General features: G+C 69.3%; 27 protein-coding genes. 14 read left to right on the top strand and 13 right to left on the bottom strand.

Annotated elements, in window-relative coordinates; genetic code table 11:
* The first annotated feature begins 33 nt into the window (after nt 1-33).
* The 11 genes from FZ983_RS17860 (at nt 34) to FZ983_RS17810 (ending at nt 9,938) form a co-directional block, all read left to right on the top strand.
* Nucleotides 34-807, top strand: a complete 774-nt coding sequence (locus tag FZ983_RS17860; protein WP_149224875.1) for an ABC transporter ATP-binding protein — start codon at nt 34-36, stop codon at nt 805-807.
* On the top strand, nt 804-2,321 hold the full coding sequence (locus tag FZ983_RS34760; protein ID WP_247883809.1) for an ABC transporter permease subunit: 1,518 nt from the start codon (nt 804-806) through the stop codon (nt 2,319-2,321). Before FZ983_RS17860 ends, FZ983_RS34760 begins: the two co-directional genes overlap by 4 nt.
* An 85-nt stretch (nt 2,322-2,406) precedes the next feature.
* Nucleotides 2,407-3,429 carry an amidohydrolase family protein gene (locus tag FZ983_RS17850; RefSeq protein WP_149224874.1) on the top strand — a complete coding sequence of 341 codons (1,023 nt, stop codon included), beginning with the start codon at nt 2,407-2,409 and terminating at the stop codon, nt 3,427-3,429.
* Nucleotides 3,426-4,406, top strand: a complete 981-nt coding sequence (locus FZ983_RS17845; protein WP_149224873.1) for an ABC transporter substrate-binding protein — start codon at nt 3,426-3,428, stop codon at nt 4,404-4,406. The genes FZ983_RS17850 and FZ983_RS17845 overlap by 4 nt, the downstream gene beginning before the upstream one ends.
* Nucleotides 4,407-4,420: 14 nt before the next feature.
* Nucleotides 4,421-5,239 (top strand): SDR family oxidoreductase, encoded by an 819-nt coding sequence (locus FZ983_RS17840; RefSeq protein ID WP_149224872.1) that lies wholly within the window; start codon nt 4,421-4,423, stop codon nt 5,237-5,239.
* Nucleotides 5,236-6,042 carry a sugar phosphate isomerase/epimerase gene (locus tag FZ983_RS17835; protein ID WP_188092387.1) on the top strand — a complete coding sequence of 269 codons (807 nt, stop codon included), beginning with the start codon at nt 5,236-5,238 and terminating at the stop codon, nt 6,040-6,042. The genes FZ983_RS17840 and FZ983_RS17835 overlap by 4 nt, the downstream gene beginning before the upstream one ends.
* A 25-nt stretch (nt 6,043-6,067) precedes the next feature.
* Complete coding sequence (locus FZ983_RS17830) at nt 6,068-6,628, top strand: hypothetical protein (protein ID WP_149224870.1); 561 nt, start codon at nt 6,068-6,070, stop codon at nt 6,626-6,628.
* 35 nt (nt 6,629-6,663) lie between these two features.
* Entirely contained in the window at nt 6,664-7,452 is a 789-nt protein-coding gene (locus tag FZ983_RS17825; RefSeq protein WP_149224869.1) for an SDR family oxidoreductase, read from the top strand.
* Between the two features lie 67 nt (nt 7,453-7,519).
* Nucleotides 7,520-8,308 (top strand): SDR family NAD(P)-dependent oxidoreductase, encoded by a 789-nt coding sequence (locus FZ983_RS17820; protein ID WP_149224868.1) that lies wholly within the window; start codon nt 7,520-7,522, stop codon nt 8,306-8,308.
* The gene (locus FZ983_RS17815; protein WP_149224867.1) at nt 8,305-9,003 is read left to right on the top strand and encodes a ThuA domain-containing protein; all 699 of its coding nucleotides are present in this window, start codon (nt 8,305-8,307) and stop codon (nt 9,001-9,003) included. Before FZ983_RS17820 ends, FZ983_RS17815 begins: the two co-directional genes overlap by 4 nt.
* Nucleotides 9,004-9,035: 32 nt before the next feature.
* Nucleotides 9,036-9,938: a TauD/TfdA family dioxygenase gene (locus tag FZ983_RS17810; RefSeq protein ID WP_149224866.1), complete on the top strand. Its 903-nt coding sequence runs from the start codon at nt 9,036-9,038 to the stop codon at nt 9,936-9,938.
* A gap of 48 nt (nt 9,939-9,986) precedes the next feature.
* Here the strand turns inward: FZ983_RS17810 and FZ983_RS17805 are convergent, their stop codons facing one another.
* The 13 genes from FZ983_RS17805 to FZ983_RS17745 all read right to left on the bottom strand — a co-directional run bounded on the left by FZ983_RS17805 (nt 9,987) and on the right by FZ983_RS17745 (nt 22,800).
* Nucleotides 9,987-10,820, bottom strand: coding sequence for an amidohydrolase family protein (locus FZ983_RS17805; protein ID WP_149224865.1), 834 nt, complete (start codon nt 10,818-10,820; stop codon nt 9,987-9,989).
* On the bottom strand, nt 10,813-11,583 hold the full coding sequence (locus FZ983_RS17800; protein WP_149224864.1) for an enoyl-CoA hydratase/isomerase family protein: 771 nt from the start codon (nt 11,581-11,583) through the stop codon (nt 10,813-10,815). The genes FZ983_RS17805 and FZ983_RS17800 overlap by 8 nt, the downstream gene beginning before the upstream one ends.
* A gap of 1 nt (nt 11,584) precedes the next feature.
* Nucleotides 11,585-12,784 (bottom strand): amino acid ABC transporter substrate-binding protein, encoded by a 1,200-nt coding sequence (locus tag FZ983_RS17795; RefSeq protein ID WP_149224863.1) that lies wholly within the window; start codon nt 12,782-12,784, stop codon nt 11,585-11,587.
* Between the two features lie 52 nt (nt 12,785-12,836).
* Nucleotides 12,837-13,253: a Zn-ribbon domain-containing OB-fold protein gene (locus FZ983_RS34160; RefSeq protein ID WP_188092386.1), complete on the bottom strand. Its 417-nt coding sequence runs from the start codon at nt 13,251-13,253 to the stop codon at nt 12,837-12,839.
* Nucleotides 13,253-14,416 (bottom strand): thiolase family protein, encoded by a 1,164-nt coding sequence (locus FZ983_RS17785; RefSeq protein WP_188092385.1) that lies wholly within the window; start codon nt 14,414-14,416, stop codon nt 13,253-13,255. The genes FZ983_RS34160 and FZ983_RS17785 overlap by 1 nt, the downstream gene beginning before the upstream one ends.
* A gap of 24 nt (nt 14,417-14,440) precedes the next feature.
* A complete protein-coding gene (locus tag FZ983_RS17780) occupies nt 14,441-15,163 on the bottom strand; it encodes an ABC transporter ATP-binding protein (protein WP_149224862.1) in 723 nt (240 codons plus the stop codon).
* Nucleotides 15,160-15,942 (bottom strand): ABC transporter ATP-binding protein, encoded by a 783-nt coding sequence (locus tag FZ983_RS17775; RefSeq protein ID WP_149224861.1) that lies wholly within the window; start codon nt 15,940-15,942, stop codon nt 15,160-15,162. The genes FZ983_RS17780 and FZ983_RS17775 overlap by 4 nt, the downstream gene beginning before the upstream one ends.
* Nucleotides 15,935-16,903: a branched-chain amino acid ABC transporter permease gene (locus FZ983_RS17770; RefSeq protein WP_149224860.1), complete on the bottom strand. Its 969-nt coding sequence runs from the start codon at nt 16,901-16,903 to the stop codon at nt 15,935-15,937. Before FZ983_RS17770 ends, FZ983_RS17775 begins: the two co-directional genes overlap by 8 nt.
* On the bottom strand, nt 16,900-17,781 hold the full coding sequence (locus FZ983_RS17765) for a branched-chain amino acid ABC transporter permease (protein ID WP_149224859.1): 882 nt from the start codon (nt 17,779-17,781) through the stop codon (nt 16,900-16,902). The genes FZ983_RS17770 and FZ983_RS17765 overlap by 4 nt, the downstream gene beginning before the upstream one ends.
* 12 nt (nt 17,782-17,793) lie before the next feature.
* Nucleotides 17,794-18,975: an acyl-CoA dehydrogenase gene (locus tag FZ983_RS17760; protein ID WP_149224858.1), complete on the bottom strand. Its 1,182-nt coding sequence runs from the start codon at nt 18,973-18,975 to the stop codon at nt 17,794-17,796.
* Nucleotides 18,972-20,561, bottom strand: a complete 1,590-nt coding sequence (locus FZ983_RS17755) for an AMP-binding protein (protein WP_149224857.1) — start codon at nt 20,559-20,561, stop codon at nt 18,972-18,974. The genes FZ983_RS17760 and FZ983_RS17755 overlap by 4 nt, the downstream gene beginning before the upstream one ends.
* Nucleotides 20,562-20,664: 103 nt before the next feature.
* On the bottom strand, nt 20,665-21,582 hold the full coding sequence (locus tag FZ983_RS17750; protein WP_149224856.1) for a hydroxymethylglutaryl-CoA lyase: 918 nt from the start codon (nt 21,580-21,582) through the stop codon (nt 20,665-20,667).
* Between the two features lie 3 nt (nt 21,583-21,585).
* Complete coding sequence (locus tag FZ983_RS17745; protein ID WP_149224855.1) at nt 21,586-22,800, bottom strand: CoA transferase; 1,215 nt, start codon at nt 22,798-22,800, stop codon at nt 21,586-21,588.
* A gap of 267 nt (nt 22,801-23,067) precedes the next feature.
* Here FZ983_RS17745 and prpR point away from each other — a divergent pair, with 267 nt between their 5' ends.
* From prpR to FZ983_RS17730, 3 genes are all read left to right on the top strand, one after another.
* A complete protein-coding gene (gene prpR, locus FZ983_RS17740) occupies nt 23,068-25,038 on the top strand; it encodes a propionate catabolism operon regulatory protein PrpR (protein ID WP_211102936.1) in 1,971 nt (656 codons plus the stop codon).
* A gap of 112 nt (nt 25,039-25,150) precedes the next feature.
* Complete coding sequence (locus FZ983_RS17735) at nt 25,151-26,095, top strand: 3-hydroxyacyl-CoA dehydrogenase NAD-binding domain-containing protein (protein WP_149224854.1); 945 nt, start codon at nt 25,151-25,153, stop codon at nt 26,093-26,095.
* Nucleotides 26,092-26,793 (top strand): aspartate/glutamate racemase family protein, encoded by a 702-nt coding sequence (locus FZ983_RS17730; RefSeq protein ID WP_149224853.1) that lies wholly within the window; start codon nt 26,092-26,094, stop codon nt 26,791-26,793. The genes FZ983_RS17735 and FZ983_RS17730 overlap by 4 nt, the downstream gene beginning before the upstream one ends.
* The last annotated feature ends 195 nt before the right edge of the window (nt 26,794-26,988 follow it).

Genomic DNA, 26,988 nt, shown 5'->3' with positions numbered 1-26,988 from the left:
GCCAGCGGCTCGGTGGCCGGAAGCCATGCGGTGATGACCGGTGTCACCCGCATCTTCGGAACCGCCGTCCACGCGTTGGGGCCGGTCGATCTGGAACTGCGCCGGGGAGAGTTCTTCTCCATCGTCGGACCGTCCGGCTGCGGGAAATCCACCCTGCTCGACGTGCTGGCCGGGCTGAGCAGTCCCACCGACGGCACCATCACCTTCGAAGGCAAGCGCGTGCGCGGCACGGTTCCCGATGGGGTCGGCGTGGTGTTCCAGGAGGATGCGTCCTTCCCCTGGCTGACGGTGCGCGACAACATCGGCTTCGGCCTGCGCCGTGCCGGCTTCCGTGGCGCCGAGGCGGAGGACCGCGTGCGCCATGCCATCGATTTCATGGGTCTCAACGACTTCGCCGACGCCTATCCCAACCAGCTGTCCGGCGGCATGCGCCAACGCGTCTGCATCGCCCGCACGCTGGTGATGCGTCCGCGCCTTGTCCTTCTCGACGAGCCGTTCGGCGCGCTCGACCAGCAGACGCGCCTGCTGATGGGCGACGAGCTGCTGCGGCTGTGGCGGGCCAGCGGGGCAACCGTACTGCTCATCACCCACGCGCTGGACGAGGCGGCGATGCTGTCCGACCGCATCGGCGTGATGTCGTCGCGTCCGGGCCGCTTCATCGAGATCGTCGAGACCGGCTGGCCGCGCGACCGGACCAGCGCCATCGCCGCCGAACCCGCCTTCGGCGACGTCACCACCCGCCTGTGGAACACGCTGCGCGAGGAATCGCTGAAGGCGATGGCAAGCCAGCGGAGGGTCGCGGGATGACGCGCGCCGGCATCCAGCGCCTGCTGATCACCGCCTCCGCCGTCCTGGCACTGGAGGCGTCCTGCCGCCTGGGCTATGTCGGGCGCGGCACCATGATCCCGCCGTCGGAGATGCTGACCGAGCTGGTCCGGCTGATGGGAACCGACGGGTTCTGGACGCAGATCGGCTTCACCCTGCGCAACATCTTCGCCGCCGCCGTCGCCGCGATGGTGGCGGGATTCGCCGGCGGCGTCACGCTTCACGCCCTGCCGCGGGTGCGCCGGGCCGTGGAGCCGTTGATCGCCAGCTATTACGCCCTGCCGTTCTTCGTGCTGTATCCGCTGTTCATCGTTCTGCTCGGCATGAACGCGCTGCCGATCATCGCCATGGGCTTCCTCTACGCGGTGATGGCGATGGTGACGGCGACGCTGTCGGGACTGGACCGCATCCCGCCGGTGCTGCGCAAGGTCGGCCGCACCTATCGCCTCGACCGTTTCCAGGACGCGCTGCTGATCCAGCTTCCGGCGGCTGGCCCACACATCTTCACCGGGGTGAAGCTGGCGTTGAGCTATTCGGTGACAGGCGTCATCGGGGCGGAGTTCATCCTGGCCGGCAGCGGGCTCGGCTACTCCATCGCCTTCGCGTACAACAATCTCCAGGACCAGACAATGTACGCGCTGCTGCTGTTCGTGGTGGTGTTCGTGTCGAGCCTGACCGTCCTGCTGCACTGGGCGGAACAGCGAGTGCGCCACCGCTCCGGCGCCGGCCGCGTCGGCGCCGCCCGTGACACCGCCGGGGGCGGGGAGAAGCTGGTGGCCGCCGCCGTCATTGCCCTGCTGATCCTGGGCGGCTGGCAGCTGTTCCACGGGCTCGCAGGGGACGAGGCCCTGGCCTCGCCCGCCGTCACCCTGAACCGGCTGATGGTCCTGTTCGGCAATCCGTCCTTCTGGGAAAACGTGGCGGAGACCGCGAAGGCGCTGGGGCTGTCGCTGCTGATCTCCTGCATCGGCGGCGGGCTGGCGGGCGTGCTGATCGGCGCGAACCGGTCGCTGTCGGACGTGCTGGAACCGCTGTTCGTCACCCTCTACGCCATTCCCAAGGTCACGCTCTATCCGGTGATCCTGCTGCTGTTCGGGCTGGGCATGCCGGCGAAGGTCGCCTTCGGCACGCTGCACGGCTTCATCCCGATGATGCTGGTGACGATGGGGGCCATCCGCGCCATGAACCCGGTGCTGCGGCGCTCGGCCCGCGCCATGCGGCTGACGCGGATGCAGACGCTGACCGCGATCCTGGTGCCGGCGACGGTCCCGGAGATCGTGACCGGCCTGCGCATCAGCTTCTCCATCACCCTGCTGGGCGTGATGGTCGGCGAGATGTTCGCGTCCAAGCGCGGGCTGGGCTTCATGATCATGAACGGCATCAGCGTCAACGACACCGCGACGATGATGAGCGTCACCGTGCTGATCGGCCTGTTCGCCCTGGCGGTCAACAGCGCGCTGCTCGCGCTCGACAACCGGATGCACCGGGTCGCCTGAGCGGCGCCCGCCTCCGCCCCACGTCCCGCTTTCGCCCGTCACCTTATTCCCGGCCGCCGGCCAGTCCGGCGGAAAGGACCCTGTCATGCCCATCGAAACCGCGACGCTGATCGACGTCCATGCCCATGTCCGTCTGGAGGCCACCAACGGCGCCGCCGGAATCCACGGGCCGGAGCATGGTGTCGACGAGAATGGCCAGCCCTGGTACCGCGTCGGCAATTACCGGCTGAGCGGCGTCCGCCACCTGAACAGCCCCTTCACCGACCCGGAGCTGCGGCTGCGCCGCATGGATCAGGCCGGCATCGATTTCCAGGTGCTGTCGGCCAGTCCGCTGAATTACTTCCACCACATCGACGTGCCGTCGGCCGTCTCCTTCTGCCGCCGCCACAACGACGCGCTGGCGGAGCTGGTCGGGCGCTATCCCGACAGGCTGGGCGGACTGGCCGCCCTGCCGATGCAGGATCCGCGCGCCGCGACGGAGGAACTGGAGCGCTCCGTCACCGAACTTGGCCTGTGGGGGGCGGCGACCGGCACCGAATTCGCGGGCGAGCCGCTGCACAGCCTGGAGTTCGACAGGCTTTACGAGGCGTTCGTCCGGCTGGACGTGCCGCTGTTCCTGCATCCGGCCCCGGCCGGCATCGACGGTCCGCCCGGCGATCCTTCGCTGAAGCGATTCGACCTCGACGTCATCATCGGCTTCGCCGCGCAGGAGACCATCGCCGTCGCCACCCTGATCTTCGGCGGCGTGCTGGAACGCCACCCCAGGCTGGACGTCTGGATCAGCCATGGCGGCGGTGCCGCCGCCTTTACCGCCGGACGGCTGGCGCAGGCCGGCATGAAGCGCCCGTGGGCCAGCCAGTCGATGAAGAAGGATGGCGCCTTCGAGGAGATGCTGTCGCGGCTGTGGTTCGACACGCACCTGAACGACGACCGTGCGCTGGCGCTGCTGACCCAGGTGGTTGGACCGGACCGGCTGGTCTTCGGCACCAACTTCGCCGGCTGGGACCAGCCGGAGGACGGACACCACGGCGCCGTGTCGCCGGCGCTGGCCGGCAACGCCCGCCGCCTGCTCAGAAAAGACAAGATCTTCAACGGAGGGACGCCATGACCATCACCCGATTCCTGACCCGCGCGCTGGCGGCGGTGCCGCTGATCGGCGGCCTGCTGGCCTCGGCGCCGCAGGCCCATGCGCTGGAGATCATGGCGTCCCATTACGGCGCCCTGCTGAACACCGCCCCGATCGCCGTGGCGCTGGAGCGGGGCGACTACAAGAAGAACGGCGTCGACGTCACCGACGTGATGAGCTCGGTCGGCGGCGGCACCGGCATCCGCAACATGGTGGGCGGCGGGCTCGGCTACGGCATCGTCAGCACCTCCACCGCGCTGGCCGGCATCAGGCAGGGCATGGACATCCGCATCGTTCACACCGCGATCCGCCGGGTGGACGACCTGCTATGGGTGACGCGGCCGGACAGCGGCGTCTCCTCGGTCAAGGATCTGGTCGGCCGCAAGGTCGGCATCACCGCGCCGAAATCGTCGAGCGAACTGATGGTCGTCATGGCCTTCGAGGCGGCCGGCTTCCCCGGCAAGGCCGACATCGTCGCGCTGGGCTCCGTCGGCTCCGGCCTGTCGGCGCTGGAGCAGGGCGGAGTGGACGCGGCGCTGATCCTGGAGCCGCTCTACAGCGCCCGCAAGGACCGTTACAAAGTCGCCTTCTCGCTGGAGAACCTGCCGTCGATGACGCCGACCGTCGGCGTCGCCACCGGCGACTTCATGCGCAAGAGCCCTGACCAGCTGCGCGGGCTGCTCGCCGCTTGGCGCTCGGCGGTGAACTTCATCTACGAGAACCCGGAGGAGGCCGCGAAGATGGTCGCCAAACGCTACGGCGACACGCTGCCGGTCGATGTCGCCACCACCTCAATGAAGCGCATGGCGGCAATCAAGTACTGGAGCCAGGGCGATTTCGACATGGACGGCCTGAACATCTGGGTCAAGGGCATGGAGCGCATGGGCGAATGGTCCGGCCCGGTGGACTGGTCGAAGGTGCTGGACAACTCCTTCCTCGCCGCCGACCTGCGCAAGTGACGGGGTATTCCGCCATGACCCAGCAAATTCCGGCCGCGGACGGCGCGCTGGCCGTCGTCATCGGCGGCGGCAACGGCATCGGGGAGGAGACCGCCCGCCTGATGGCGTCGCGCGGCTGGCGGCTGGCGGTCGCCGACCTCGACCCGGATGCTGCGGAGCGGGTGGCCGGCGAGATCGGCGGCGCCGCGCTGGCGCTCGACATCGCCGACGCCGGCGCGGTCGAGCGGGTCGCCGCCGCCATCGAGGCGGCGCATGGCCCGGTCGGCGCGCTGGTGGTCGCCGCCGCGGTCTTCCAGCCGGTGCTGCCGCCCGCCGAGCTGCCGCTGGAGGTGTGGGAGCGCACGGTCCACGTCAACCTGACCGGCACCTATTACGCCAACCGCGCCTTCGGCACCCGCATGGCGCGGCAGGGACGGGGCAGCATCGTCAACATCGCGTCGATCGCCGCCATTGGTTCGGTACCGGTCCACGCCTATGCGTCCAGCAAGGCGGGGGTGGTCAGCCTGACGCTGAACCTCGCCGGGGAGTGGGGCCGCGCCGGGGTGCGGGTCAACTGCGTCTCGCCCGGCTCGACGCTGGTGCCGCGGGTGGTCGAACGGATCCGGTCGGGCCGCTACGCCGCCGATCCGGCCGAATTCACGGCGCTCGGCCGGATCGTGCAGCCGCGCGAGGTGGCGGAAAGCATCGAATTCTTGGCCTCCGACCGGGCGTCGGCAATCACCGGGGTCAATCTTGTGGTGGATGCCGGATGGCACGTCGCCGGCACCTGGGCGCAGTATGGCGGCGTCCGTCCGGCCCCGTCTGCCATCCCGGCGGCGGAGGGCGCGGCATGAACCCGCTGTCGCTCTCCTACTACACGGTGCCGGAGCTGTCGCCGCCCGAGATGGTGACGGTGGCGGCGGACCAGGGCTGCGCCCATGTCGGCCTGCGCCTGCTGGGCGGCCAGCCCGACGGCGATCCGATGCCGCTGCTGGCCGACCCCGCCCTGCGGCGCGAGATGAAGCGGCGCATGGCCGACCGCGGCGTCACCGCGCTCGACGCCAACACCGCCCGTGTCCTGCCCCACACCGACCTCGACGCCTTCCGCCCCTTCATGGAGGCCGCGGCCGAGCTGGGCGCCCGCCATGTGCTGGCGACCGGCGACGACCCCGACGCGGGGCGGCTGGCGGCGAGGCTGGGGCGGCTCTGCGACGACGCCGCCGGCTTCGCCCTGACCGTGCAGTTCGAGTTCGTGCCCTGGATGAGCGTGCCGAGCGCCGCCGCCGCCGCCCGGCTGATCGGCCGGGTGGGACGGCCGAACATCGGCATCGCGCTCGACGCGCTGCATTACGACCGCTCCGGCGGCACGCCGGCCGAGGTGGCGGCGATCCCGCCCGGCCTGTTCGCCTACATGCATCTCTGCGACGCCCCGCGCGAGCATGCGGCCGACCGCGAGTCCCTGCTGCACACGGCGGTGAAGGAGCGGCTGTTTCCGGGCGAAGGCGGCATCGACCTGACCGGGCTGCTGCGCGCGCTTCCGCCCGGCTTGCCGCTCGCCCTCGAAATCCCGACCGCCTCCCTGGCGCGGACGATGGAGGCGCCGGCCCGCGTGGCGCGCGCCGTCGCCGCAACCCGCCGCCTGCTCGCGACGCTCTGACTACCGTCTTTCAGGAGGACCCACCATGGCCGTCACCCCCGAGACCGGCACAGCCATCCGCGCCTGCGCCCAGGCGGTCATCCGGGCGATCGAGACGCACGGACACGACACCGCACGCCTGACGGCAGCACTGCGCGAACCGCTGGCGGCGCTTGCCGCCCGCCCCGACCTGTGCACGGCCGGCGTGCCGCGCATCGGCAACCATGTCGCGAATTCCCAGTACCTCTACTACGACGGCGACCTGTCGATCCTGCTGTTCGAGCTGCCCGACGGCCAGCCCATCGCCGTTCACGACCACGGCAATTGGGAAAGCATGGCGATCTACCGGGGCCGGGTGAAGCACACCGTCTACGAGCGGCGCGACGACGGCTCGGTTCCCGGCAAGGCGGATCTGACCGTGGTCGAGGACCGCGTGCTGGAGCCGGGCGACAGCGTGGTGATCGCCCCGCCCGCCGACATCCACGGCTTCATGGCGCTGGAGCAGGGAAGCTGGGGCATCACCGTGGCGAGCGGCACCTACAAGCCCGAGCGCTGCTATTTCCAACCCGAGGCCGGAACCGTCGTCAGCAAGCGCCCGCGCGGCTGACGGGCCGCCGCATCCGGAAAAGGAAGAACACAGCGATGGATTTGGGACTGAATGGCAAGGTCGCGCTGGTGCTTGGCGGCAGCCAGGGCATCGGACGGGCGGCGGCGCTGGGTTTCGCGCGCGAAGGCTGCGCCGTCGCCATCTGCGGCCGCGACCCCGGCCGGCTGGAGGCGGCGAGGGCGCTTCTGGAAGCGGCCGGTGCCCCGGTGCTGGCGGTCCGTGCCAACGTTGGCGACGCGGATACGGTGGAGCGGCTGGTTGGCGAGGTCGCCGGCGCCTTCGGCACCATCCACATCCTGGTCAACAACGCCGCCGGTCCGAAACCCGGTTCCTTCGAGGGGCTGAGCGGCGCCGATTGGGAGGACGCCTTCCGCCTGACGCTGATGTCGGCGGTCAACGCTACCCGCGCCGTGCTTCCCCACATGCGGCGGCAGCGTTGGGGGCGGGTCGTCAACATCAGCTCCTATTCTGTCAAGCAGCCGATCGGCGAGCTGATGCTGTCCAACAGCCTGCGGCTGGGAGCGCTGGGTTGGGCCAAGACGATGGCGACGCAGCTGGCGCCGGAGAACATCCTGGTCAACACCGTCTGCCCCGGTTGGACGGCGACCGACCGGATGACCCAGGTGGTCGGCGCCCGCGCCGCCGCCCAGGGCCGAAACGCGGAGGACACCGCGGCCGGCATCGCCGCCGGCATCCCGCTCGGCCGCTTCGCCCGGCCCGACGAGGTCGCCGACCTGATCGTCTTCCTGGCCTCAGAGCGCGCACGTTACCTGACCGGCACTGCCATCCCGGTGGACGGCGGCATCGTGCAGAGCGCGCTGTGATGAGTGCAAAGCGCGCCGTTACGCCGTTCCCTTCGACGTCCAACACCCGCTTTTCCGGGAGGATCACATGACCAAGACCGCTCTGGTGACCGGAGCCGGCGGCGGACTGGGCGCGGCCATCGCGCGGCGTCTGGCCGGGGATGGATACCGCGTGGCGCTGCTCGACCTCGATGCCGCCGGGCTGGAGACGGAGTCGGCGCGCATTCCCGGCGCCCTGGCCTTCACCGCCGACGTGACCGACGAGGCGCAGATCGACGCGGTGGTTGCCGCGATGACGGAAGCCTTCGGCGACGGCCCTGACGTGCTGGTCAACAATGCCGGCATCGTCCGCTTCGGCGAACTGCTGGAGCACAGCGTCGCCGATTTCCGCCGCGTGGTGGACGTGAACCTGACCGGCACCTTCATCGTCACCCGCGCCGTGGCGCGGCGGATGGCGGAGCGCGGGTCGGGAGCCATCGTCAACATCACCTCGCTGAACGCCGTCGCCCCCAGCCCCGACGCCGGGGCCTATCCGGCCACCAAGGCGGCGGTCGCGCTGCTGACCGAGCATCTGGCGCTTGCGCTGGCCCCGCGCGGCGTGCGGGTCAACGCCGTCGCACCCGGCTTCATCGACGCCGGCATGTCGGCGCCGATCTATGCCGACGCGGAGGTGCGCGCGGTGCGCGGCGGCGCCGTGCCCGCCCGGTCGCTCGGCACTGCCGACGATGTGGCCGACGCGGTGCTGTTCCTGGTATCGGACCGGGCGCGCTACATCCACGGCCAGCATCTGATGGTCGACGGCGGCGTGTCCTTCAGCCTGAAGATGCACCTGCCCCGCCGTGCGCCGGCGGTCAAGCCACTGGCGGGCGATCGATGAGCGGGGCGATCCGCAACCTGATCCTCACCGGCGGCATCGGCCATCCCTTCGCCGACGCCGTTCCGGCGCTGGAGAGGATCCTGGCCGAAGCGGGAGTCATCTCGACCGGCACCGACGACATCGAAGGCGGGCTCGAGGCGCTGGAACAGGGTGGTTTCGACATGCTCACCGTCTATGCGCTGCGCTGGCGTATGCAGGGCAGCGAGAAATACGCGCCGCACCGCGAGCGCTGGGCCTTTTCGCTGTCGCAGGACGGGCGGCATCGGCTGTCGCGCTTCGTCACCGGCGGTGGCGGGCTGCTGGGCCTGCACACCGCGCTGATCTGCTTCGACGACTGGCCGGAATGGAAGGAACTGCTGGGCGGCGCCTGGGTGTGGGGCCGCTCCGCCCATCCGCCGCGCGGTCCGGTCACACTGGCCCCTACGGCCAAGCCCCATCCCCTCACCGCCGGCCTGCCGCCCTTCACCGTGACTGACGAGGCCTATGGCGATTTCGATCTGGCCGGCGATGTCGAACCGCTGGCGACCGTGGCGTCGGAGGGGGGAGGCGCCTGGCCCGCCTTGTGGGCGCGCGACGTCGGCCGGGGCCGGGCAGTGGCCGACACGCTGGGCCACGACCGGGCGTCCCTGGAACACCCGGCGCACCGCCAAATCCTGACGCGCGCCGCCCTTTGGGCCTGCCGCCGTCCACTCTGAAAACCATCCCGCCCTGCAAGAGGAACCGTCCCATGAACAGCCTCCATGCGCCAGCCGCCAGTTCCGCCGCTGCACCAGCCGATGTCGCGGCCCGCTCCCTGTTCACGCCGCTCGACGGCATCATCGGGGCGGAGACCGACAGCCTCGACCTGTCCCGGCCGCTCGACGGCGGAACGGTCGAGGCGGTGCGCGCGGCCTTCCGCGACCACCATCTGCTGGTGATCCGCAACCAGTCGTTGGACAAGGAGCGCATGTACCGCTTCGCCGAACTGTTCGGCCCGATCGAGGGGCACATGATCCGGCTGGCGGACGGGTCGAAGTGGGACGCGGTCCACACCATCACCAACCTGGACGCCGCCGGCAACCCGGTGGCCAAGCCCTTCATCAGCTCCAACTATTTCTGGCATACGGACAAGTCCTTCCTGCGGGAGCCGTCGCTGCTGACAATGCTGCAGGCGGTGGAACTGCCGCCGAACGGCGGCGACACGCAGTTCGCCGACATGACCGCCGCCTATAACGCCCTGCCGGAGGCCACGCGCCGGCGGATCGACGGACTGAAGTCGGTGCAGAGCCTGGAATTCATGCGCCGCTACACCGGCAGCGCCCCGCCGACCGAAGACGACATTGCCGCCGCTCCGCCCATTGCCCATCCGCTGGTCCGCACCCACCCCGAGACCGGCCGCAAGAGCCTCTACATCGGCATGTACAGCTCCCACATCGAAGGCCTGCCGGAGGAAGAAGGACGCGCCTTGCTGGAAGAACTGCTGGAGCACGCGACGCAGGACCGTTTCGTCTATACCCACCGTTGGCAGCACGGCGATCTCGTTTTCTGGGACAACCGCTGCCTGCTGCACCGGGCCACGGCCAACTACGAGATGGGCAAGCACCGCCGCGTGCTGATGCGCGTCGTGGTGAAAGGCTCCGTACCGGAGTGACGGGCGCGGCCCCGGCGGCAGATCGATGCGACCGCCGGGGCCGGCTCCTCAGGCAAGCCCCAGCAGGCGACGGGCGTTGTTGCCCAGGATCTCCGCGCAGTCCCCATCCGTCAGGTCGGAGGCGAGGATCTCCAGCAGGGGGAATGGAACGCTGAACAGTTTGGGCGAAGAGTAGAAGTCCGTGCCCAGCAAAAGCCGGTGCGCTCCCGCCTCGCGCACGAAACGCTCGATCATGTGGGAAACCGGAACCATCACTCCGGTGTCGAACAGGATGTTCGGATGGCGCCGCGCGATGTGCGGCATCCAATGCGCGAAATCGGGCGACGAGAAGGCGTCCAGCGCGACGAACTTGACATCGCGGAAGCGCTCGGCCAGCACCTCCAGCTTCCACGGCGATTCCAGCTTGGAATCGCCGATGATGTGGATGAAGGCCGGCACGCCGTGATGACGCACGCGCTCCAGCAGCGCGTCCATGCGCAGATGGTCGATGGCGCAGCCCTGGAACCGGTGGTGCCAGACGATGCCCTTCATCCCGAGCACCTCGATGCAGCGGTCGATCTCGTCCAGCGCCGCATCCCCCTCCAGCGGGGAAACGGTGGCGAGCGCCGCCGGGAAACGGTCCTTCCAGCGCTCGCGGTATTCGGCGACGGAATCGTTGACGCGGCGGGTGTCGGCGATGCCGTTGGGGGCCTGATAGCCGTTGGACGGCATCAGCAGAGCCTGGGCGATGCCGTGGCGGTCCATGAAGGCGATCCGCTGTTCGGCATCCGCCGCCATGCCGTCTCCCGCGCTTCCCGCGCCGCCCTTTGTGCCGCCGACGATGTCGAGCGAGCCGACATGGTGATGCAGGTCGAAGACCTGGAAGGATTTGGCGTCACGCATCCGATGTTCTCCAGAATTCGCTGTAATCGGGACGCCGCCGGTCGCCGAAGGCGCCCAGCCCCTCCGCCCATTCGCCGGCGGGCAGCTCGGCCAGCATCGCCCGCACTGCCGGCCAGTCGAGCGGCGCTGCGCGGCGCACCGCGCGCTTGACCGTGGAAATGGCTCCCGGCGGCGCCCCGTCGGTGATGGCGCGCGCCAGTTCGACCGCACCGTCGACGGCGCCTCCGGGCGGTACGACGCGGGAGACCAGCCCCAGCGCCGCCGCCTCCTCCGCCCCGATGTGGCGGCGGGTCAGGATCAGGTCCAGGGCGTGGCGGGGACCGGCGATCTGCGCCAGCCTCGCCAACCCGGTGTTGGGCACCACCCCCAGCCCCAGTTCGGGCAGCGCGAAGACGGCGTCCGCCGCCGCGACCACCAGATCGCAGCACAGCGTCAACTCGAACCCGCCGCCGAGCGCCCGGCCATGGACCGCGGCGATGGTCGGGCGGGGATGCCCGTCAAGCCGCTCGAACAGGTCCATCGGCGTCGGCCCAAGGGGCGTCGGCGTCATCCAGCCGGCGCCCAGCAGATCGCCGATGTCGGCCCCGGCGCAGAAGGAGGGACCGTCGCCGGCGATGACCAATGCACTGGCTTGGCGCGCATCGGGCCGGTCGAGCGTGGCGAGCAGGTCGGCCACCAGATCGGTGGCAAGCGCGTTGTGGCGGTCGGGCTTCGCCAGGGTGATCAGCCCGACCGTTCCGCACCGTTCGAAGCGGACCGTCATCTCACGGTGCCGGATAGACGAGCTTGCCGCTCGCCTTGGCCGCCGGATAGACGACCTCCTCGCCCTCCTTGCGGTGCTGGACGATGACCATCGTCTCGTCCGACAGAAGCTGGTGCAGGCCGCCGCCTTCCGATGGCCGGTAGCCGATCTTGCCGTAGGGGGTGTCGAAGGTGGCGGTGGAGAGCACCGTGCGCACCTTGTCCTGGTCCAGCGTGCCGGCGCTCTCGATCGCCTTGGCCAGGGTCATCATGCCGGCATAGCCCTGGGGAAAGACGGGAGCGATGCTCTGGCCCTTCGCCTCCACCTTGCGGATCAGCTCGGCGGCGGCGGGGGTCCTGTCGGCGGTCGACCATTCGGTGATCATGGTCAGCCCCTCGCTCATGTCGCCGTAGTCGGCGCGGCGGTCGCCGGCGGACACCACCATGGTCAGCTTCGGCTTGATCCCCAGGCTTTTCATCTGGCGGACGAGCTGGAGGTTGTCGCCCGAGTAGCCGACGGAGAAGAAGGCGTCGGGGTTCAGCGACTTGACGCGGGTCAGCACCGGAGAGAAGTCGGGCGAGCCGGATTTGAACGGCTCCTTCATCACCAGCTTGATGCCAGCCTTCGTCAGATATTCTTCGGCATATTTGGCCGCATCGGCGCCGTAGAGGCCGTCCTCATAGGCCAGCGCCACCGTCTTGACCTTCGGGTCGATGGCGGCGAGGAAACTCGAAGCCGCCTTCTGGCGGTGATAATCCCAGATGTAGATGTGATGGTACCAGTCCTCCGTGCCGAAGGTCTTCTCCAGCCGGACGGACGAGGAGCCGGTGTGGATGAACAGCGGCTTGTAGCGCTTGACGCTGGACAGCAGCGCGAAGTCGGCCGTGCTGCCGTATCCGCCGACGAAGGCGTAGACCTTGTCCTCGGTCACCATTTTCGAGGCGATGGTGGCGGCGGTGTTCGGCTCGCTCTTGGTGTCCTCGATCAGCAGGGAGACCGGACGGCCCAGCAGGCCGCCGGCGGCGTTGATCTCGTCCGCCGCGAACTGCACGCCCGCCAGGATGGTCTGGCCGCCTACCGCCAGGACGCCGGTCAGCGGCAGCGGCACGCCGATCCGGATCGGCTCCGCCGTCTGGGCGGCGGCCGGAGTTGGACCGGTCATCGTCAGCGCGGCGATGCCGAGTGCTGCGGCGCCGGCCGCCAGCCGTTTCACGAAACGCATGGTTTCCTCCTGTTTTTATCGTCGTTGTTTGCGGGTGGTCTCGGTCGCCGGTTCAGCCGGCGGGGACGCGTTCGAAGAAGGGGTATCGGCGGTCGCCGATCTGGGGAAAGACGACCGACACGGCGTCGCCGCCGCGCACGGCCGGGGCGTCGGCGCCGATCAGCCGGCTGAGCATCCGGGGGCCTTCGGCCAGATCGACGAGCACCACCGTGTAGGGAAGCTGGCCGCTCCATGCCCCGCCCTGGAAGGCGACGTGGACATGGCTGTGGGAGAAGACGGTTCCCCGGCCCGACATCCGCTGCCAGCCAAGCGCCGTGTCGCCGCAGAGCGGGCAATGCCGGCGCGGGTAGTAGAAGAGATGTCCGCAGCGCCCGCATTTGGGAAACAGCAGCTCTCCCCGGTCGCATGCGTCCCAGAAGGGGGCGCTGGCCCCGGTCGGGTTCGGCGGGGTGGCGAGAAGATCCAGCATCAGGGTTTCTCCAGAATCATGGCGCCGCAGACCGAGAAGATGCCGCCGTTCCCGCTGACCAGCGCCCGGCGCGCGCCCTCCACCTGCCGCCGCCCGGCCTCGCCGCGCAGCTGGCGCACCGCCTCGGTGATGTGGAGCATCCCGCCGATGTGGGCTTGGGACAGCAGGCCGCCATGGGGGTTCAGCGGCCAGCGTCCGCCGAGATCCATCGCGCCAGACCGCACCAGCGCCCCGCCTTCTCCCGGCCCGGCGAAGCCCAAGGCCTCCAGCGACACCAGCACCGAGATGGTGAAGGCGTCGTGCAGGTTGGCGACCTGGATGTCCTCCGGACCCATCCCCGCCGCCTCGTAGGCGTCGGCGCCGGCGGCGGCCATCCCCAGTCCGGGAATGTCCGGCATCAGGGCCACCGAGTTGTGGGTGGTCTTCATTCCGATGGCGCGGATGGCGACGCCACGTCCGCCACCCTGCGGTGCCCGTCCGCTCCGCGTCAGAACCAGTGCGCCGCCGCCGTCCGACACCAGCGAACAGTCGAGCAGGCGCAGCGGGCTGCTGATCTGGCGGCTCGCCCGGTAATCCTCCAGCGTCATCGGCTTGCGCATCTGCGCGTTGTCGTTCAGCAGGGCGTGGCGGCGCGTGACCAGGGCCACCGCCGCCAGATCCTCGTCGGTGGCGCCGTAGAGATCGAGATAGCGCTGGGCGAGCAAGGCGTAGGGGATCACCATGCCGTGTAGACCGAACGGCTCCTCCCATTCCTCTCCGCCCAGCAGGTTGTGCATGTGCAGGCCCTGCGCGCCGACGGGCCGGCCGGTCAGGGCGTTCTCGCCATAGACGCAGGCGGCCACGTTGCAATAGCCGCTTTCGATGGCCCAGACCGCTTGCTGCAGCATGGTCATGCCGGTGACGGTGCCGCCGACATCGACCGTGCAGGCGAAGCGGGGCGCCACGCCCAGATGCTCGGCCAGCGTCGTCGAGAACATGCTGTTGGGGGTGGCGTAGGGATCGAGGTTGATCAGTCCGTCGAGGTCTGACAGGGCGAAACCCGCGTCGCGCAGCGCCGCGAGCACCGCCATGGCCTGGATTTCGACCGGTGACCATCCGGGCAGGCGACCGACGGGGGTCTCGCCGATGCCCGCGATGACGACGTCGGAACCGACTGCCGGCATGGGGTGTCCTCCGCTTCCGATGCGTCAGATGCCCAGATAGGCGCTGCGCAGCTTCTGGTGATTGACGACCTCGGCCATCGGTCCGGAGAGGGCGGTCCGCCCTTCCTCCAGCACGACGCAATGGTCGGCGATGTGGGTGGCGTAGCCGACATTCTGTTCGGCCATGACGATGGCGCAGCCGGTCTCCCGCTTGATCTTGGCGAGGGTTACGAACAGCTCCTCGACGACGATCGGGGCCAGCCCGGCCGATGGTTCGTCCAGGATCAGGGCCGATGGCTCGGCCATCAGGGCACGGCCGATCGCCAGCATCTGGCGTTGGCCGCCGCTCATGGTTCCAGCGATCTGGCGGCTGCGGTCGCGCAGGATCGGGAAGTAATCGCACACCATGTCGCGCAGACGGCCATAGGGCGCCTGTTGCCGCCGTCCCGCCGCGGCGCCATGGGCGCCCAGCAGATTGTCCTCGACGCTCAGGTTCGGGAAGCAACGCGCCCCGTCCGGGACCAGCACCACGCCATGGGCTGGAAGCTGCCAGGGCGCGCAGCCGCTGAGATCCTGCCCGTCGAGCGCCAGATGGCGGCCGCTGGTGGAAACGGTGCCGGTCAGGGCCCGCAGCGCCGTGGTCTTGCCGGCGCCGTTGGAACCGAGGATGACGAGCATGTGCCCGCTCTCCACCGCGATGTCGAGCTGGTGGAGGACGCGCAGGCGGTCGTAGGAGGCGCCGCCGATCCGTCCGATGAAGCGGCTCATGCGGCGAACCCCTTGCCCAGATAGGCTTCCCGCACCGCCTGGTCGGCCAGCACCGTCGCCGGCGCCCCTTCCGCCAGCAGGCGGCCGTTGTTCAGGACCACGACGCGATGGCACAGGGTGGTGATGACGCGCATCAGATGCTCGATGATCACGATGCTGATCCCCTGTTCGTGGACATTGCGGATGAGGCCCATCACCTCCACCGAATCCTCGTGCGACAGGCCGGCCATCGCTTCGTCCAGCAGCAGGAGGTCGGGTGCGCAGGCCAGCGCCCGGGCGATCTCCAGCCGCCTGAGGTCGGTCACCGACAGGTCGCCGCAGAAGCGGCGGAACAGCGGTCCCAGTCCGCAGAAGGCGGCGATGGCGGCGGCGTTGTCCAATTCCGGCAGGCGGTGGCGGTCGCGCCCGGCATAGAGAAGGGGAACCGACAGCACCTCCTCGACGGTCAGGGTGGGGGGAACGCGCGGGATCTGGTAGGTGCGCGCCATGCCGGCCCGGACGATCCGGTCGGGCCGCTGTCCGGTCACCTCGCCGCCGCGCAGGCGGATGCGTCCGCCGCGGACGGGAAGCTGGCCCGACACGGTGTTGACCAGTGTGCTCTTGCCCGAGCCGTTGGGGCCGATCAGGCCGGTGATCTCGCCCGCCGCGATGGACAGCGACACTCCGTCGAGCGCCTTCAGGCCGCCGAAGGCCACGGTCAGATCCTCGACCGCCAGGATCGCGCCGCCGGACGGCGGGACAGATGTCCGGGCGGGGCTGGGAGAGGTTGTGTCACGCATGGCGTTCCCGCTCCTTCTTCTTCTCGCCGGTGGCAGTCCGGCGTCCGGTCAGCGTCCCGACTTTGCGTAGCAGGCCCACGATCCCCTGCGGCATGGCGATGACGAACAGGATGATGACGGCGCCGTAGACCACCTGATAGCCGGTTCCGCCGATCACCGAGCGGGCCACTTCCTCCAGCGCCTTCAGCGCAATGGCGCCCAGCAACGGGCCGATGGTGGTGTCCATCCCGCCCAGCGTGGCGATCGCCAGTGGCAGCACGCTCCAGTTGGTGGTGAACACGTCGGTCGGCACGACATAGCCGTAGAGGCCGCCGTAACAGGCTCCGGCCAAGCCGATCAGCACGCCCGACACGATGAAGGCGAAGATCTTCATGCGCACCACCGGCACGCCGCTGGCCGCCGCCAGTTCCGGCTTGGTGCGGATCATGAAGAAGGCCGGGCGGAAGCGCAGCCCCAGCAGCGTGTCCGATATGGCCACCGCCGCCAGCAGCAGAAGCCCGATCAGTCCCAGTTGCCAGCGGGGATCGCCGTCCGCCAGCACCGGCGGCGCGATGCCGCCCGAGCCGCCGGTCAAATCGGGGAACACCACGACCAGAACCTGCATCGACAGGGCGAAGCCCAGCGTGGCGATGGCGAAATACATCCGGCGCAGCCGCAGGGTCAGCAGCCCCAAGAGCGTCGCCGCCAGCGCGCAGACCACCGCCACCGCGATCCAGGCCAGCGTCAGCCCGATCAGCGGCTCGAAGATCGCCAGCGTGTAGGACCCGATGCCGAAGAAGGCCGCTGACCCCAGCGAAACCTGGCCGGTTCGCGACAGGATGTCCCAGGCCAGCGCCGTGATCGCGGTGATGGCGACGCCGATGGCGAGCTGAATCCAGAAGGGTTTGTCGATCCAGATCAGCGCCAGCGTGACCAGAAGGATGAGAACGTAGGGGAGAAGTCGCGTGAGTCCGGTCTTCATGCGCGCCGCTCCGATCCAAACAGTCCGGTGGGTCGCACGACCAGCACCAGGACGATGATGACGAAGGCGACCCCGTAGCCCCAGCTACCTCCGCCCGGCACGAAGGTGGCGGTCAGGTTCTCCGCCGCCGACAGCAGCACCGCGCCGATCAGAGCGCCGCCGATGCTGCCCAGCCCGCCCAGCGCCACGATGGCGAAGGCGCGCATCACCAGATCGACGCCCACCAGCGGCTGGACATACAGGATCAGTGCCACCAGCCCGCCGCTGACGCCCGCCGTCAATCCGCCGATCAGGAAGGACAGGCGGAACATCCGCGTCACGTCCACCCCGGCCAGAACGGCCAGCTGCGGATCGTCGGCGGCCAGACGCAGCAGCAGTCCCTGGCGGGTATGCCGCATGAACCAGATCATCCCGCCATAGAGCGCGATGCCGACCAGCAGCACGACCAGATTGTTGCCGGGAACGATGACGTCGCCGATCTGCAGTGGCGGCAGCAGGGCCGGGGCATGCATCACGCGGGCGTCCGGCGTCCAGGCGATCATCGCCAGGTTGATGAGCAGGATCGACAGGCCGATGGTGGCGAGGATCTGGTTGTGCTCATCCTGTTTCAGGACCCTCGACAGGAACCCGTCGAAGACGAGCCAGGACAGGGCGGTCATCGCCAGACCGGACAGGACCATGCCGGCCAGCGGCGGCACGCCCGCCGTCTCGTACAGGAAATAGGTCAGGAAGGCGCCCAGCATGACGAACTCGCCATGCGCGAAGTTGATGATGCCGGTGACGCCGAATTCCAGGGTGAGACCGGAGGCGATGGCGGCGTAGAGCCCGGCGGTGGTCAGGGCCAGCAGCAGGGATTGGACCAGGAGTGTGCTTTCCATCCGGGATTGTCCTCACATCCGGTCGATCAGGCTGCGCGCGATCTGGAGCCGCTGCATCTCCGAGGTGCCCTCGCCGATGCGGAAGCCGCGCGCGTCGCGATAGATGCGCTCCACCGGCAGGTCGGCCATGAAGCCGGCCCCGCCGAAGATCTGAAGGACCCGGTCGGCCACCCGCCCGACCATCTCGGTGCAGTAGAGCTTGGCGCGCGATGCGGCGATGCGGGCGTCGGGATGCTTCTGGTCCGACAGGCGCGCCGCCTTGGCGCAGAGCAGCCGGGCGGCGTCGATCTCCACGTCGCAGTCCGCCAGCATGAAGGCGATGGCCTGATGGTCGGCCAGCCGCCGCCCGAAGGTGGTGCGGTCGCGGGCGTGCGGCACCGCCAAGTCGATCAGCCGCTGGGCCATGCCGACGCAGCGGCAGGACACGAAGAGCCGGTCGTTGTTGATGGTCGCCATCATCACGCCGAATCCGGCGCCGGGCGTGCCCAGAACGTGATCGTCTGGCACGAAGCAGTCGTCGAAGCTGAGCGCCGAGATGTGGTAGCCGTGCCAGCCCAGCTTGCGGAACCGGCGCTCGATGGTGAAGCCCTGCGCCCCACGCGGCACGATGAAGGTGGTCAGCCGCCCCTTCAACGGCGCATCGCGGTCGGTCACCGCCAGCACGATGGTGTGGTCGGCGGTCTCCGCATGCGAGATGAACGTCTTGGCCCCCGACAGCAGCCAGCCGCCGTCGGTCCGCCGTGCCCGCGTCCTCAGTGCGTTGAGGTCGGAACCGGCGTCCGGCTCGGTCAGGGCGTAGGCGACGGTGCGTTCGCCGCGCATCAGCGGTCCGACGAACCAGTCGCGCTGGGCAGCGTCGGCGAACAGCAGCGATCCCGGCAGATGGCCACAGGCTTCGGCGAGCGGCATGCTGGTGTGGCCGGTCGCCTCGTCGATGGCCGAGATGGCGATCCGGCTCAACCCCGGCCCGCCGATCTCCTCAGGCATGTTGTAGCCGTAGATGCCGAGGTCGGCAGCCGACCGGCGCAGGTCGCGCATCAGGCCGGGATCGACGTCGTCGGCGCGGTCCACCGCCTCCTCGTGCGGCCGCAGGGACGTCTGGACGAAGCCGCTCACGGTGCGGACCAGCGCGTCGAGCTCGGCGGCGTCATCGCCGGTGGCGGCGGCGGCATATGTGGACAGGCTGTCGCTCATGATGGCTCCACCGTCTGGCTGTCGACCCAACTTTCAACCCAGCTTTCAATGACGCCGCGCTGCACCTTGCCGGTGGTGGAGCGGACGATGCGCTCGGGCGGCACGAAATGGATGGCCTTGGGTTGCTTGAATCCGGCCAGCTCCCGCCGGCACAGGGCGGACAGTTCGGCGGCCTCCAGGCGGGGGTTGGCGGACACCACCACCGCCACCGGGATTTCGCCCCAGCGGTCGTCCTTCTTGCGCACGACCACGGCGTCACGCACGTCGGGATGCCCGACCAGAACGCGCTCGATCTCCGCCGGGTAGATGTTCTCGCCGCCCGACTTGATCAGGTACTTGGCGCGGTCGACGAAATCATAGAGGCCGTCCGGCCGGCGGCGGAGCAGGTCGCCCATGTGGAACCAGCCGTTGCGGAAGTCCTTCCGGGTGGCCGCCTCGTTGTTCCAGTAGCCGCTGAACAGCGTCGGGCCGCGCATTGCGAGTTCGCCGATGCCGCCGTCGGGCACGTCGTTGTCGTCCGGATCGACCAGCCGGATTTCCGCGCCGACGCTCGGCGCCTTGCCGAGATCGCCGGTGGCGCCGCGGGGAAGCTGGCGGCCGGAGAGGGGAGGGGTGCCGGTCTCGGTCGATCCGAAGCAGTTGAGGAAGTCGGCGTCCAGCAGTTCGCTCAGCCGCGCCACCTCGGCTGGCGGCGACAGGTCGGCCATCACGCCGCAGGTTCGCAGGCCGAGTGGCCTGACGCTGCGCCGTTCCAGCACCTCGATCATCCGGCCAAGCGTGCCCGGCATGATCGACACCCACTCGAACCGCTCGGTCTCGATCTTGTCGGCGATCCGGTCGGGGTCGAAGGCGTCCAGCACGATTACCCGCCCGCCGGTCAGCAGCGCGTAATGGGCCGGCTCCGTACCGCCCATATGGTAGAGCGGCGGCCAGCACAGGTTGGTGTTGCCCGGCCGCACCCCCAGGTCGAACGGTGCCGCCGCCATGCGGGCAAGCTGGCTGCGATGGGTCAGCACTGCCCCCTTGGGCAGGCCGGTGGTGCCGCTGGTGTAGAGGATCAGCAGGGGATCCTCCGGCTCGGCGACGTCCGGCGGCGTGTCGGCGGATGCGGCGGCGAGGCGGCGCTCCCATTCCGCGCCGAACTGGATCACCGGGATTCCGGCGGTGGCGGCGTCCGACAGGATGCCCGTATGCCGGGGCGAGACCAGGATCGCCGTCGGTGCGACGAGGCCGATGCAGTGCTCCAGCTCGCGCGGGCTGAGGCGCCAGTTCTGGCAGGCGGTTATGGCCCCCAGCAGGGCGCAGGCAAGCTGCGTCTCGATGTATTCCAGCCGGTTCTCCGACAGCACGGCGACACGGGCGCCGCGCGTCACCCCCAGCGCCGCCAGCGCCGAGGCACTGCGGTTCACGCGCTCGGCCAGATCGGCGAAGGTCAGGATGCGGATCTCGTCCTGGCCGTCATCCTCGATGGCGATGCGTTGCGGATAAAGCCGCGCGGTGGAAAGGAACAGGCTTCCCACGGTGGAGGCGGCGGCCCGTGCCACCAATGCGGCGGCCGGTTGGTCCGTGCCGGTTGTGAAACTCATGACCAAGCTCCTCCCTGCTTTTCATTGGACTGATAAGGACTTTATTCCCTTTTAAATCTTAATTATTGGGTGCCCAAATCATGTCGAATATCCGGGTATGCGCTCAACGATGATCTCCGGCTGCCCGCGCTTGGCTGCGTCTCAGCCAGGGCATGGCCCGTCCGCCCAGGGTCCGGTCCAGCAGGCGACCGGCGACATCGACCGCCGCGATCAGGGCGGGCAGATCGACACCGGTGGCGAGACCGGATTTCTCGGCCAACAGCACCACATCCTCGGTGGCGAGATTGCCGGCGGCGCCGGGGGCGAAGGGGCAGCCGCCGATCCCGCCGGCGCTGGCGTCGAGCCGGCGGATGCCCGCCTCGATGGCCGCATGGGCGTTGGCGACGCCGAAGCCGCGCGTGTCGTGGAAATGCATGCCGATCCGCTCCGCCGGCAGGCTGGGAAGCAGCGCCCGCAGCAGGCCGGTCACCTGACCGGGAGCGGCAGCGCCGATGGTGTCGGCGATCACCACCTCACCGGCACCGATTGCGGCGAAGCGTTCCGCCAGCCGGACGACGGCGGCCGGCTCCACCGGCCCTTCGAACGGGCATTCGAAGGCGACGGCGACATAGGCCCGCACGCCCACGCCCGCCTGCAGGGCGCGGCCGATCACCTCCTCCGCGGCGGCGGTCGCCTGATCCAGCGTCATGTTGATGTTGCGGCGGTTCATTTCCTCCGTCGCGGCCACCACCGTGGCGATCTGCGGGGTTCCGCAGGCCAGCGCCCGGTCCAGTCCGCGCCCGTTCATGGCGAGTGCGGAGACCTCCACGCCCGGTAGGGAGCGGGTTCCGGCGATGATCTCCTCGGCATCGGCCATCTGCGGCACCGCCTTGGGCGAGGCGAAGCTGGCGGCCTCGATCCGCGTCAGCCCGGCCTCGGCCAGCAGCCGGATCAGCTCGAGCTTGCCGTCGGTGGGAACGAAGATCGGCTGGTTCTGCAATCCGTCGCGCGGGGCGACTTCGGTCAACAGCAAGCGGTCCATGGCTCACCCCACCCGTCCGGCGCGGCGCAGCTCGCCGATGCGTTCGGACCCGTAGCCCAGCAGCGTTTCCAGCACCGCATCGGTGTCCTGGCCCAGTTCGGGGGGGGCGGTGAAGCGGTCGGCCTCGCTGCCGGACAGTTTGCCCCCGGATAGCTTGATCGGGTTGCCCGGCATCCGCACCGAGCCGCCCTGCGACAGCGGCACCTCCACCACCATGTCCCGGGCGACCACCTGCGGGTCGGACATCGCCTGGGCGAAGTCGTTGACCGGGCCGCAGGGCACCCGAGCCTCCCGCAGTCGGGCAAGCCAGTTGGCGGAGCTGTCCTTGACCAGTTCCTCCTCGACGATCCGCTCGATCCTCGCCTTGTCGGCGTAGCGGCCGGGCTGGAGGCGGTATTCCGGCGCCTCCAGTTCCGGCCGCCGGATGGCCGGCAGGAGCCGCTCGAAGAATGCGTCGCCGATGCAGGCGATGATGATGTGGCCGTCGGCGGTCCGGAAGGTGTTGTAGGGGACATGGACGAAATGGCCGTTGCCCAGCCGTTCCGGCACATGCCCCGACATCAGGTGCATCGTGCCCATGTAGTTGAGCAGCGAGATCTGCACGTCCAGCATCGACACGTCCACATGGCGGCCGACGCCGGTCCGCTCCCGCTCCTGCAACGCGGCGAGCACGCCCAGCGCGCCGAACAGCCCGCCGCCCAGGTCGCCGATGGGGATGCCTGACCGCAGCGGCGGACCGTCGGGCAGTCCGGTGATGCTCATGCCGCCGCCCATCGCCTGCACCACCTGGTCGAAGGCGGGCCGGTTCGGGTCGGGACCGTTGCCGCCGAAGCCGGTGACCGAACAGGTGACGATGCGCGGATTGATGGCCGACAGCGACGCGAAGTCGATGCCCAGCCGTTCCGTCACGCCGGCGCTGAAATTGTCGAAGACCACGTCGCTCTTGCGGACCAGATCGAGGAAGACCGCGCGCCCCTCCTCGCTTTTCAGGTCGATGCAGACGCTGCGCTTGCCCCGGTTGAGCGTGAGGAAATAGGCCCCCATGCCGTGCCGGGAATAATCGGGATCGCCTGCCAGCAGCTGCCGCGTTCCTTCCCCCCGCCCCGGCGGTTCGACCTTGATCGTCTCGGCCCCCAGATCGGTCAGCAGCATGGTGCCGTAGGGACCTGACAACATGTGCGTCAGGTCGATCAGCCGGATGCCGTTCAGTGGTGCCATGCCTTCGCCCCAGATGCTTCGTTTGCAGAATGTTTGTTCGCTTATCAAACAGCAAAGGCTGTGCCAGCTCGGGCCAGAAGGAAAATAGTGTTTGATTTCAGTGTGATGGCGAACGTCCAGGCAGGGTGAGCCGTTTCATGAAACAGGTGGCGTGTTGCGTTGAAACGTGACATGAAACATTTGTTTGCAACGCTGACGAAACGGCTGCGACCCGGCGTCCACGCCACCGGCGATTTCGTGGTGGAGGGTCCCCGGGGGAAAGGAACCATGCCGATGACGCCGGGCTATCCGAACGATGGGCGGCTGCGCCTTTGCTTTCTCAGCTACCGTCACCTCACCCGTCTGGCGCGCGCGGTTCTGGACGAATACGCCCAGCGTGCCGAGATCGAGGTGATCGACCAGGCATACGAGGCGGCGTTGGCGGTGGCGCGGGAGCGCGAGGCGTCGGGCGCGGTGGACGCCTTCGTCAGCGCCGGCGCCAACGCCAGCTACCTGCGCAGCACCGTGAAGTCGCCGGTCGCCACCATCAAGGTCGGCGGGTACGACATTCTGCTGGCGCTGCTGAAGGCGCGGGAGCGGTCGAACCGGGTCGGCATCGTCATGCATCGCCGCATCATCCCGGAACTGGACGCCATCAAGGGGCTGCTGCGGACGGAGGTGGAGCAGGGCTGCTACGAGACCCCGGACGAGGCGGTCGCCTGCGTCAAGGGCATGGCGGAGCGCGGCTTTCCCGTCATCATCGGGTCGAGCGTGGTGGTGGAGGCGACAGAGCGGCTGGGAATGGAGGGCATCCTGGCCTACTCGGTGGCGGGCGTGCGGCAGGGGCTGGACGACGCACTGGAAATGGCCCGCATCGCCCGGCTGGAAAGCGCCCGCTACAGCCAGTTGAACGGTGTTCTCCGGAATGTCCAGGAGGCGGTGCTGGCCGTCGACCCGGGCGACCGGGTGACGGCGGTGAATCCGGCGATGGAGGCTCTGCTGGGCTTTTCCCCGAACGCCATTCTCGGCCGGGTCGCGGCGGAGGTGGCGCCGGAATTGTCCTTGCGCGGGGTGTTGAGCAGCGGCGAGGCGGAGAAGGGCAGCGTCCTGCGCTTCCGCCGCCGCGACTGGATCGCCAACCGCATCCCGATCCGCGAGCATGGGCAGGTCACCGGCGCCATGATCACCGTCTACGACGCCCGCGCCATCAGCGAGGCGGACGTCAGCCTGCGGTCCCAGACCCGGCGCCGCTCCAACCGGACGACCCGCTACACGCTGGAGGACATCCGGGGCGACAGCCCGGCCATCGAACAGGCGCGCGCCACCGCGCGGCGTTTCGCGGCGAGCGACCTGACAGTGTTGATTTCCGGCGACAGCGGGACGGGGAAGGAGCTGTTCGCCCAGGCCATCCACAATCTCGGCCCCCGCGCCGGCCGCCCCTTCGTGGCGATCAACTGCTCCGCTTTTCCCGACTCCCTGCTGGAATCGGAGCTGTTCGGCCATGAGGAGGGCGCTTTCACCGGTGCCCGCAAGGGCGGCAAGGTCGGGTTGTTCGAGGCGGCGCACACCGGCACGCTGTTCCTCGACGAGATCGGCGACATGCCACTGGCCCTGCAGACCCGGCTGCTGCGCGTGCTGCAGGAGCGGGAGATCGTGCGGCTGGGCAGCGTCGTGCCGGTCCCGGTCGATTTGCGGGTGATCGCGGCCACTCACCAGCCGTTGGAGGAACTGGTGCCGCAGCGCGCGTTCCGGGCCGATCTGCTGTACCGGCTGAACACGCTGCGCCTGCGTCTGCCGCCGCTGTGCGACCGGGTGGAGGATGTGGCGGTGCTGGCCGAGGGCTTCGTCGCCGCCTGCCTGGAGCGGACCGGGATCCGGATGGCGCCTTCGGTCGTCGTCGCCCCCCTGCGATCCCGGCTGGCCAACTACCGGTGGCCGGGCAACGTCCGCGAACTGGAGAACATCTGCGAGCGTCTGACCATGCTGGTGCTTCAGTTCGGCACCGTCGAAGAGATTCCGGCAGAGATCCTGCGCCATGACTGTCCGGAGCTGTTCCTCGAACCGCTCGGGCAGGAAAAGCCGACCGGTCGGGACGGGGAGGATGCGCGGATCGCCATCGAAAGCGCCCTGTCCCGCCACCACGGCAATCGGGCGGAGGCGGCGCGGTCGATGGGCATCAGCCGCGCGACGCTGTGGCGGCGGATGCGCCAGCTTGGCGTCGGTGGGACTGCCGATGGTGAGGATACCGTGCGGGACTAGTGGCCCCGTTGTTGTCTTCCGCCGCCGGCTCGGTCATGAATGTCCCGGCCGTCCGACCCGGTTCCGGGATCCGGTGTTCCTCTCCGTCACAACAAGCCAGGATATCCGTCCAATGCCGTCATCCCAGCAAGCGACCACGTCCGTCGCAGTGCTCGGCTGCGGGCTAATCGGCGAGAGCTGGTCTGCCCTGTTCCTGGCCCATGGGCTGGATGTGGCGGCCTGGGACCCCGATGGCGGCGTGCTGGCGGCCCTGCCGCAGCGCGTCGAGCCGCTGCTCGCGCAGTTGCGGGCACTCGGGCACACCGCTGCCCGGCCCGGCCGTCTGTCCGTCGCCCAGTCGGTCGCCGCCGCGGTCGGGGGTGCTGCATGGATTCAAGAGAACGCGCCCGAGAACACCGCCGTCAAGCATGGCCTCTATGCTGAGGTGGAGGCCGCGGCGGCAGCGGACGCGGTGATCGCCAGCAGCACCTCCTCGCTGACCTGGACAGATCTGGCGGCGGGGGTGACGCGGCGCGACCGCCTCATCACGGCCCATCCCTTCAATCCGCCGCATCTGATGCCGCTGGTCGAGCTGTTCGCCGACAACGCGCAGACACTTGAGCGGGCCGAGACCTTCTATCGCGGCCTCGGGCGCGTGACGGTGGCGCTGAGGAAGGATGCGGTGGGGCACATCGCCAATCGTCTGGCATCCGCCCTGTGGCGGGAGGCGGTCAACATCGTCGCGGAGGGCATCGCCGATGTCGCCGATGTCGATGCGGCGCTGGTGCACGGTCCCGGACTGCGCTGGTCGGTGATCGGCTCCCACATGGCCTATCACCTGGGCGGCGGTCCCGGCGGCATCGCCCATTATCTCGACCATCTCGGTCCGAGCCAGGAGCGGCGCTGGGCCACGCTCGGCACCCCAAGCCTGACGCCGGAAGTCCGCCGGCTGCTGATCGACGGAATTGCACAGGAGGCCGCGGGGCGGTCCATCGCCACGCTGGAGGCCGAGCGCGACCGCGGGCTGATGCTGGCTCTGGCCGCCCGGCGGAAAGCCGGAGAGGGAGAATGCCCATGACTGTCGAAGTGAGAGCGGTACCACAGGGTCCGCGCATCGCCCTGATCCATGCGCTGGAAGAATCGGTTGTTCCGGCGCGAACCGCCTTCCGGGAGCATTGGCCCGAAGCGCGGATCTTCGACCTTCTCGATACCTCGCTCGCCGTCGATCTGGCCGAGGCCGGCCGGCTCGACCAGGCGATGATGGACCGGTTCGGGACGTTGGCCGGCTATGCCGCCGGCACCGTGGGGGCGGGTGGGCGGACGGCAGGCATTCTGTTCACCTGTTCCGCCTTCGCCCCGGCCATCGACGCGGTCAAGCCGCATCTGCCGATCCCGGTGTTCCGCCCGAACGAGGCGGCATTCGAGGCTGCCATGGAGATCGGCAGCCGCATCGGCATCGTCGTCAGCTTCGGCCCCTCCGCCGGATCGCTGCGCACCGAACTGCTGGCGATGGCCGCCGCAGCCGGCCGTCGGGTCGAGGTTGCCGTCGCCATCGCCGACGGCGCGCTGGCCGCGCTCAAGAGCGGCGACGGCGATGGCCACGACGACCGCGTGGTGCAGGCCGCCGGGCAGTTGCCGGACTGCGACGTCGTGATTCTCGGGCAATTCTCCATGGCGCGAACGAAGGCAAGGCTTCAGCCGCTGCTGCCCGTCCCGGTGCTCACCACGCCCGGAGCAGCGGTGGAGGCACTGCGCCGCCTGACGATGCCGGCATAGCCGCCACCGTGATCCGGCGCGCGGGCGGCGGCGCGTCCGTGCGTCATCCCGGATAGCTCAACCGAGGTTGATGTCGGAGAGCGAGAGCACCGTGCCGTTGTACACGCCGAGCAGGCGCACCTCGGACGAGGCCACCTGGCCGTCGCCGTTGGCGTCGACCACCTGGTACAGGCCGGAGTTCGTGCCGTTGTTGGC

It is taken from the genome of Azospirillum sp. B21 (genome assembly GCF_008364825.1).
Lineage (GTDB): Bacteria > Pseudomonadota > Alphaproteobacteria > Azospirillales > Azospirillaceae > Azospirillum.
Note: the sequence above shows the minus strand (reverse complement) of the source record. Positions and strands in the feature narration are given on the sequence as shown.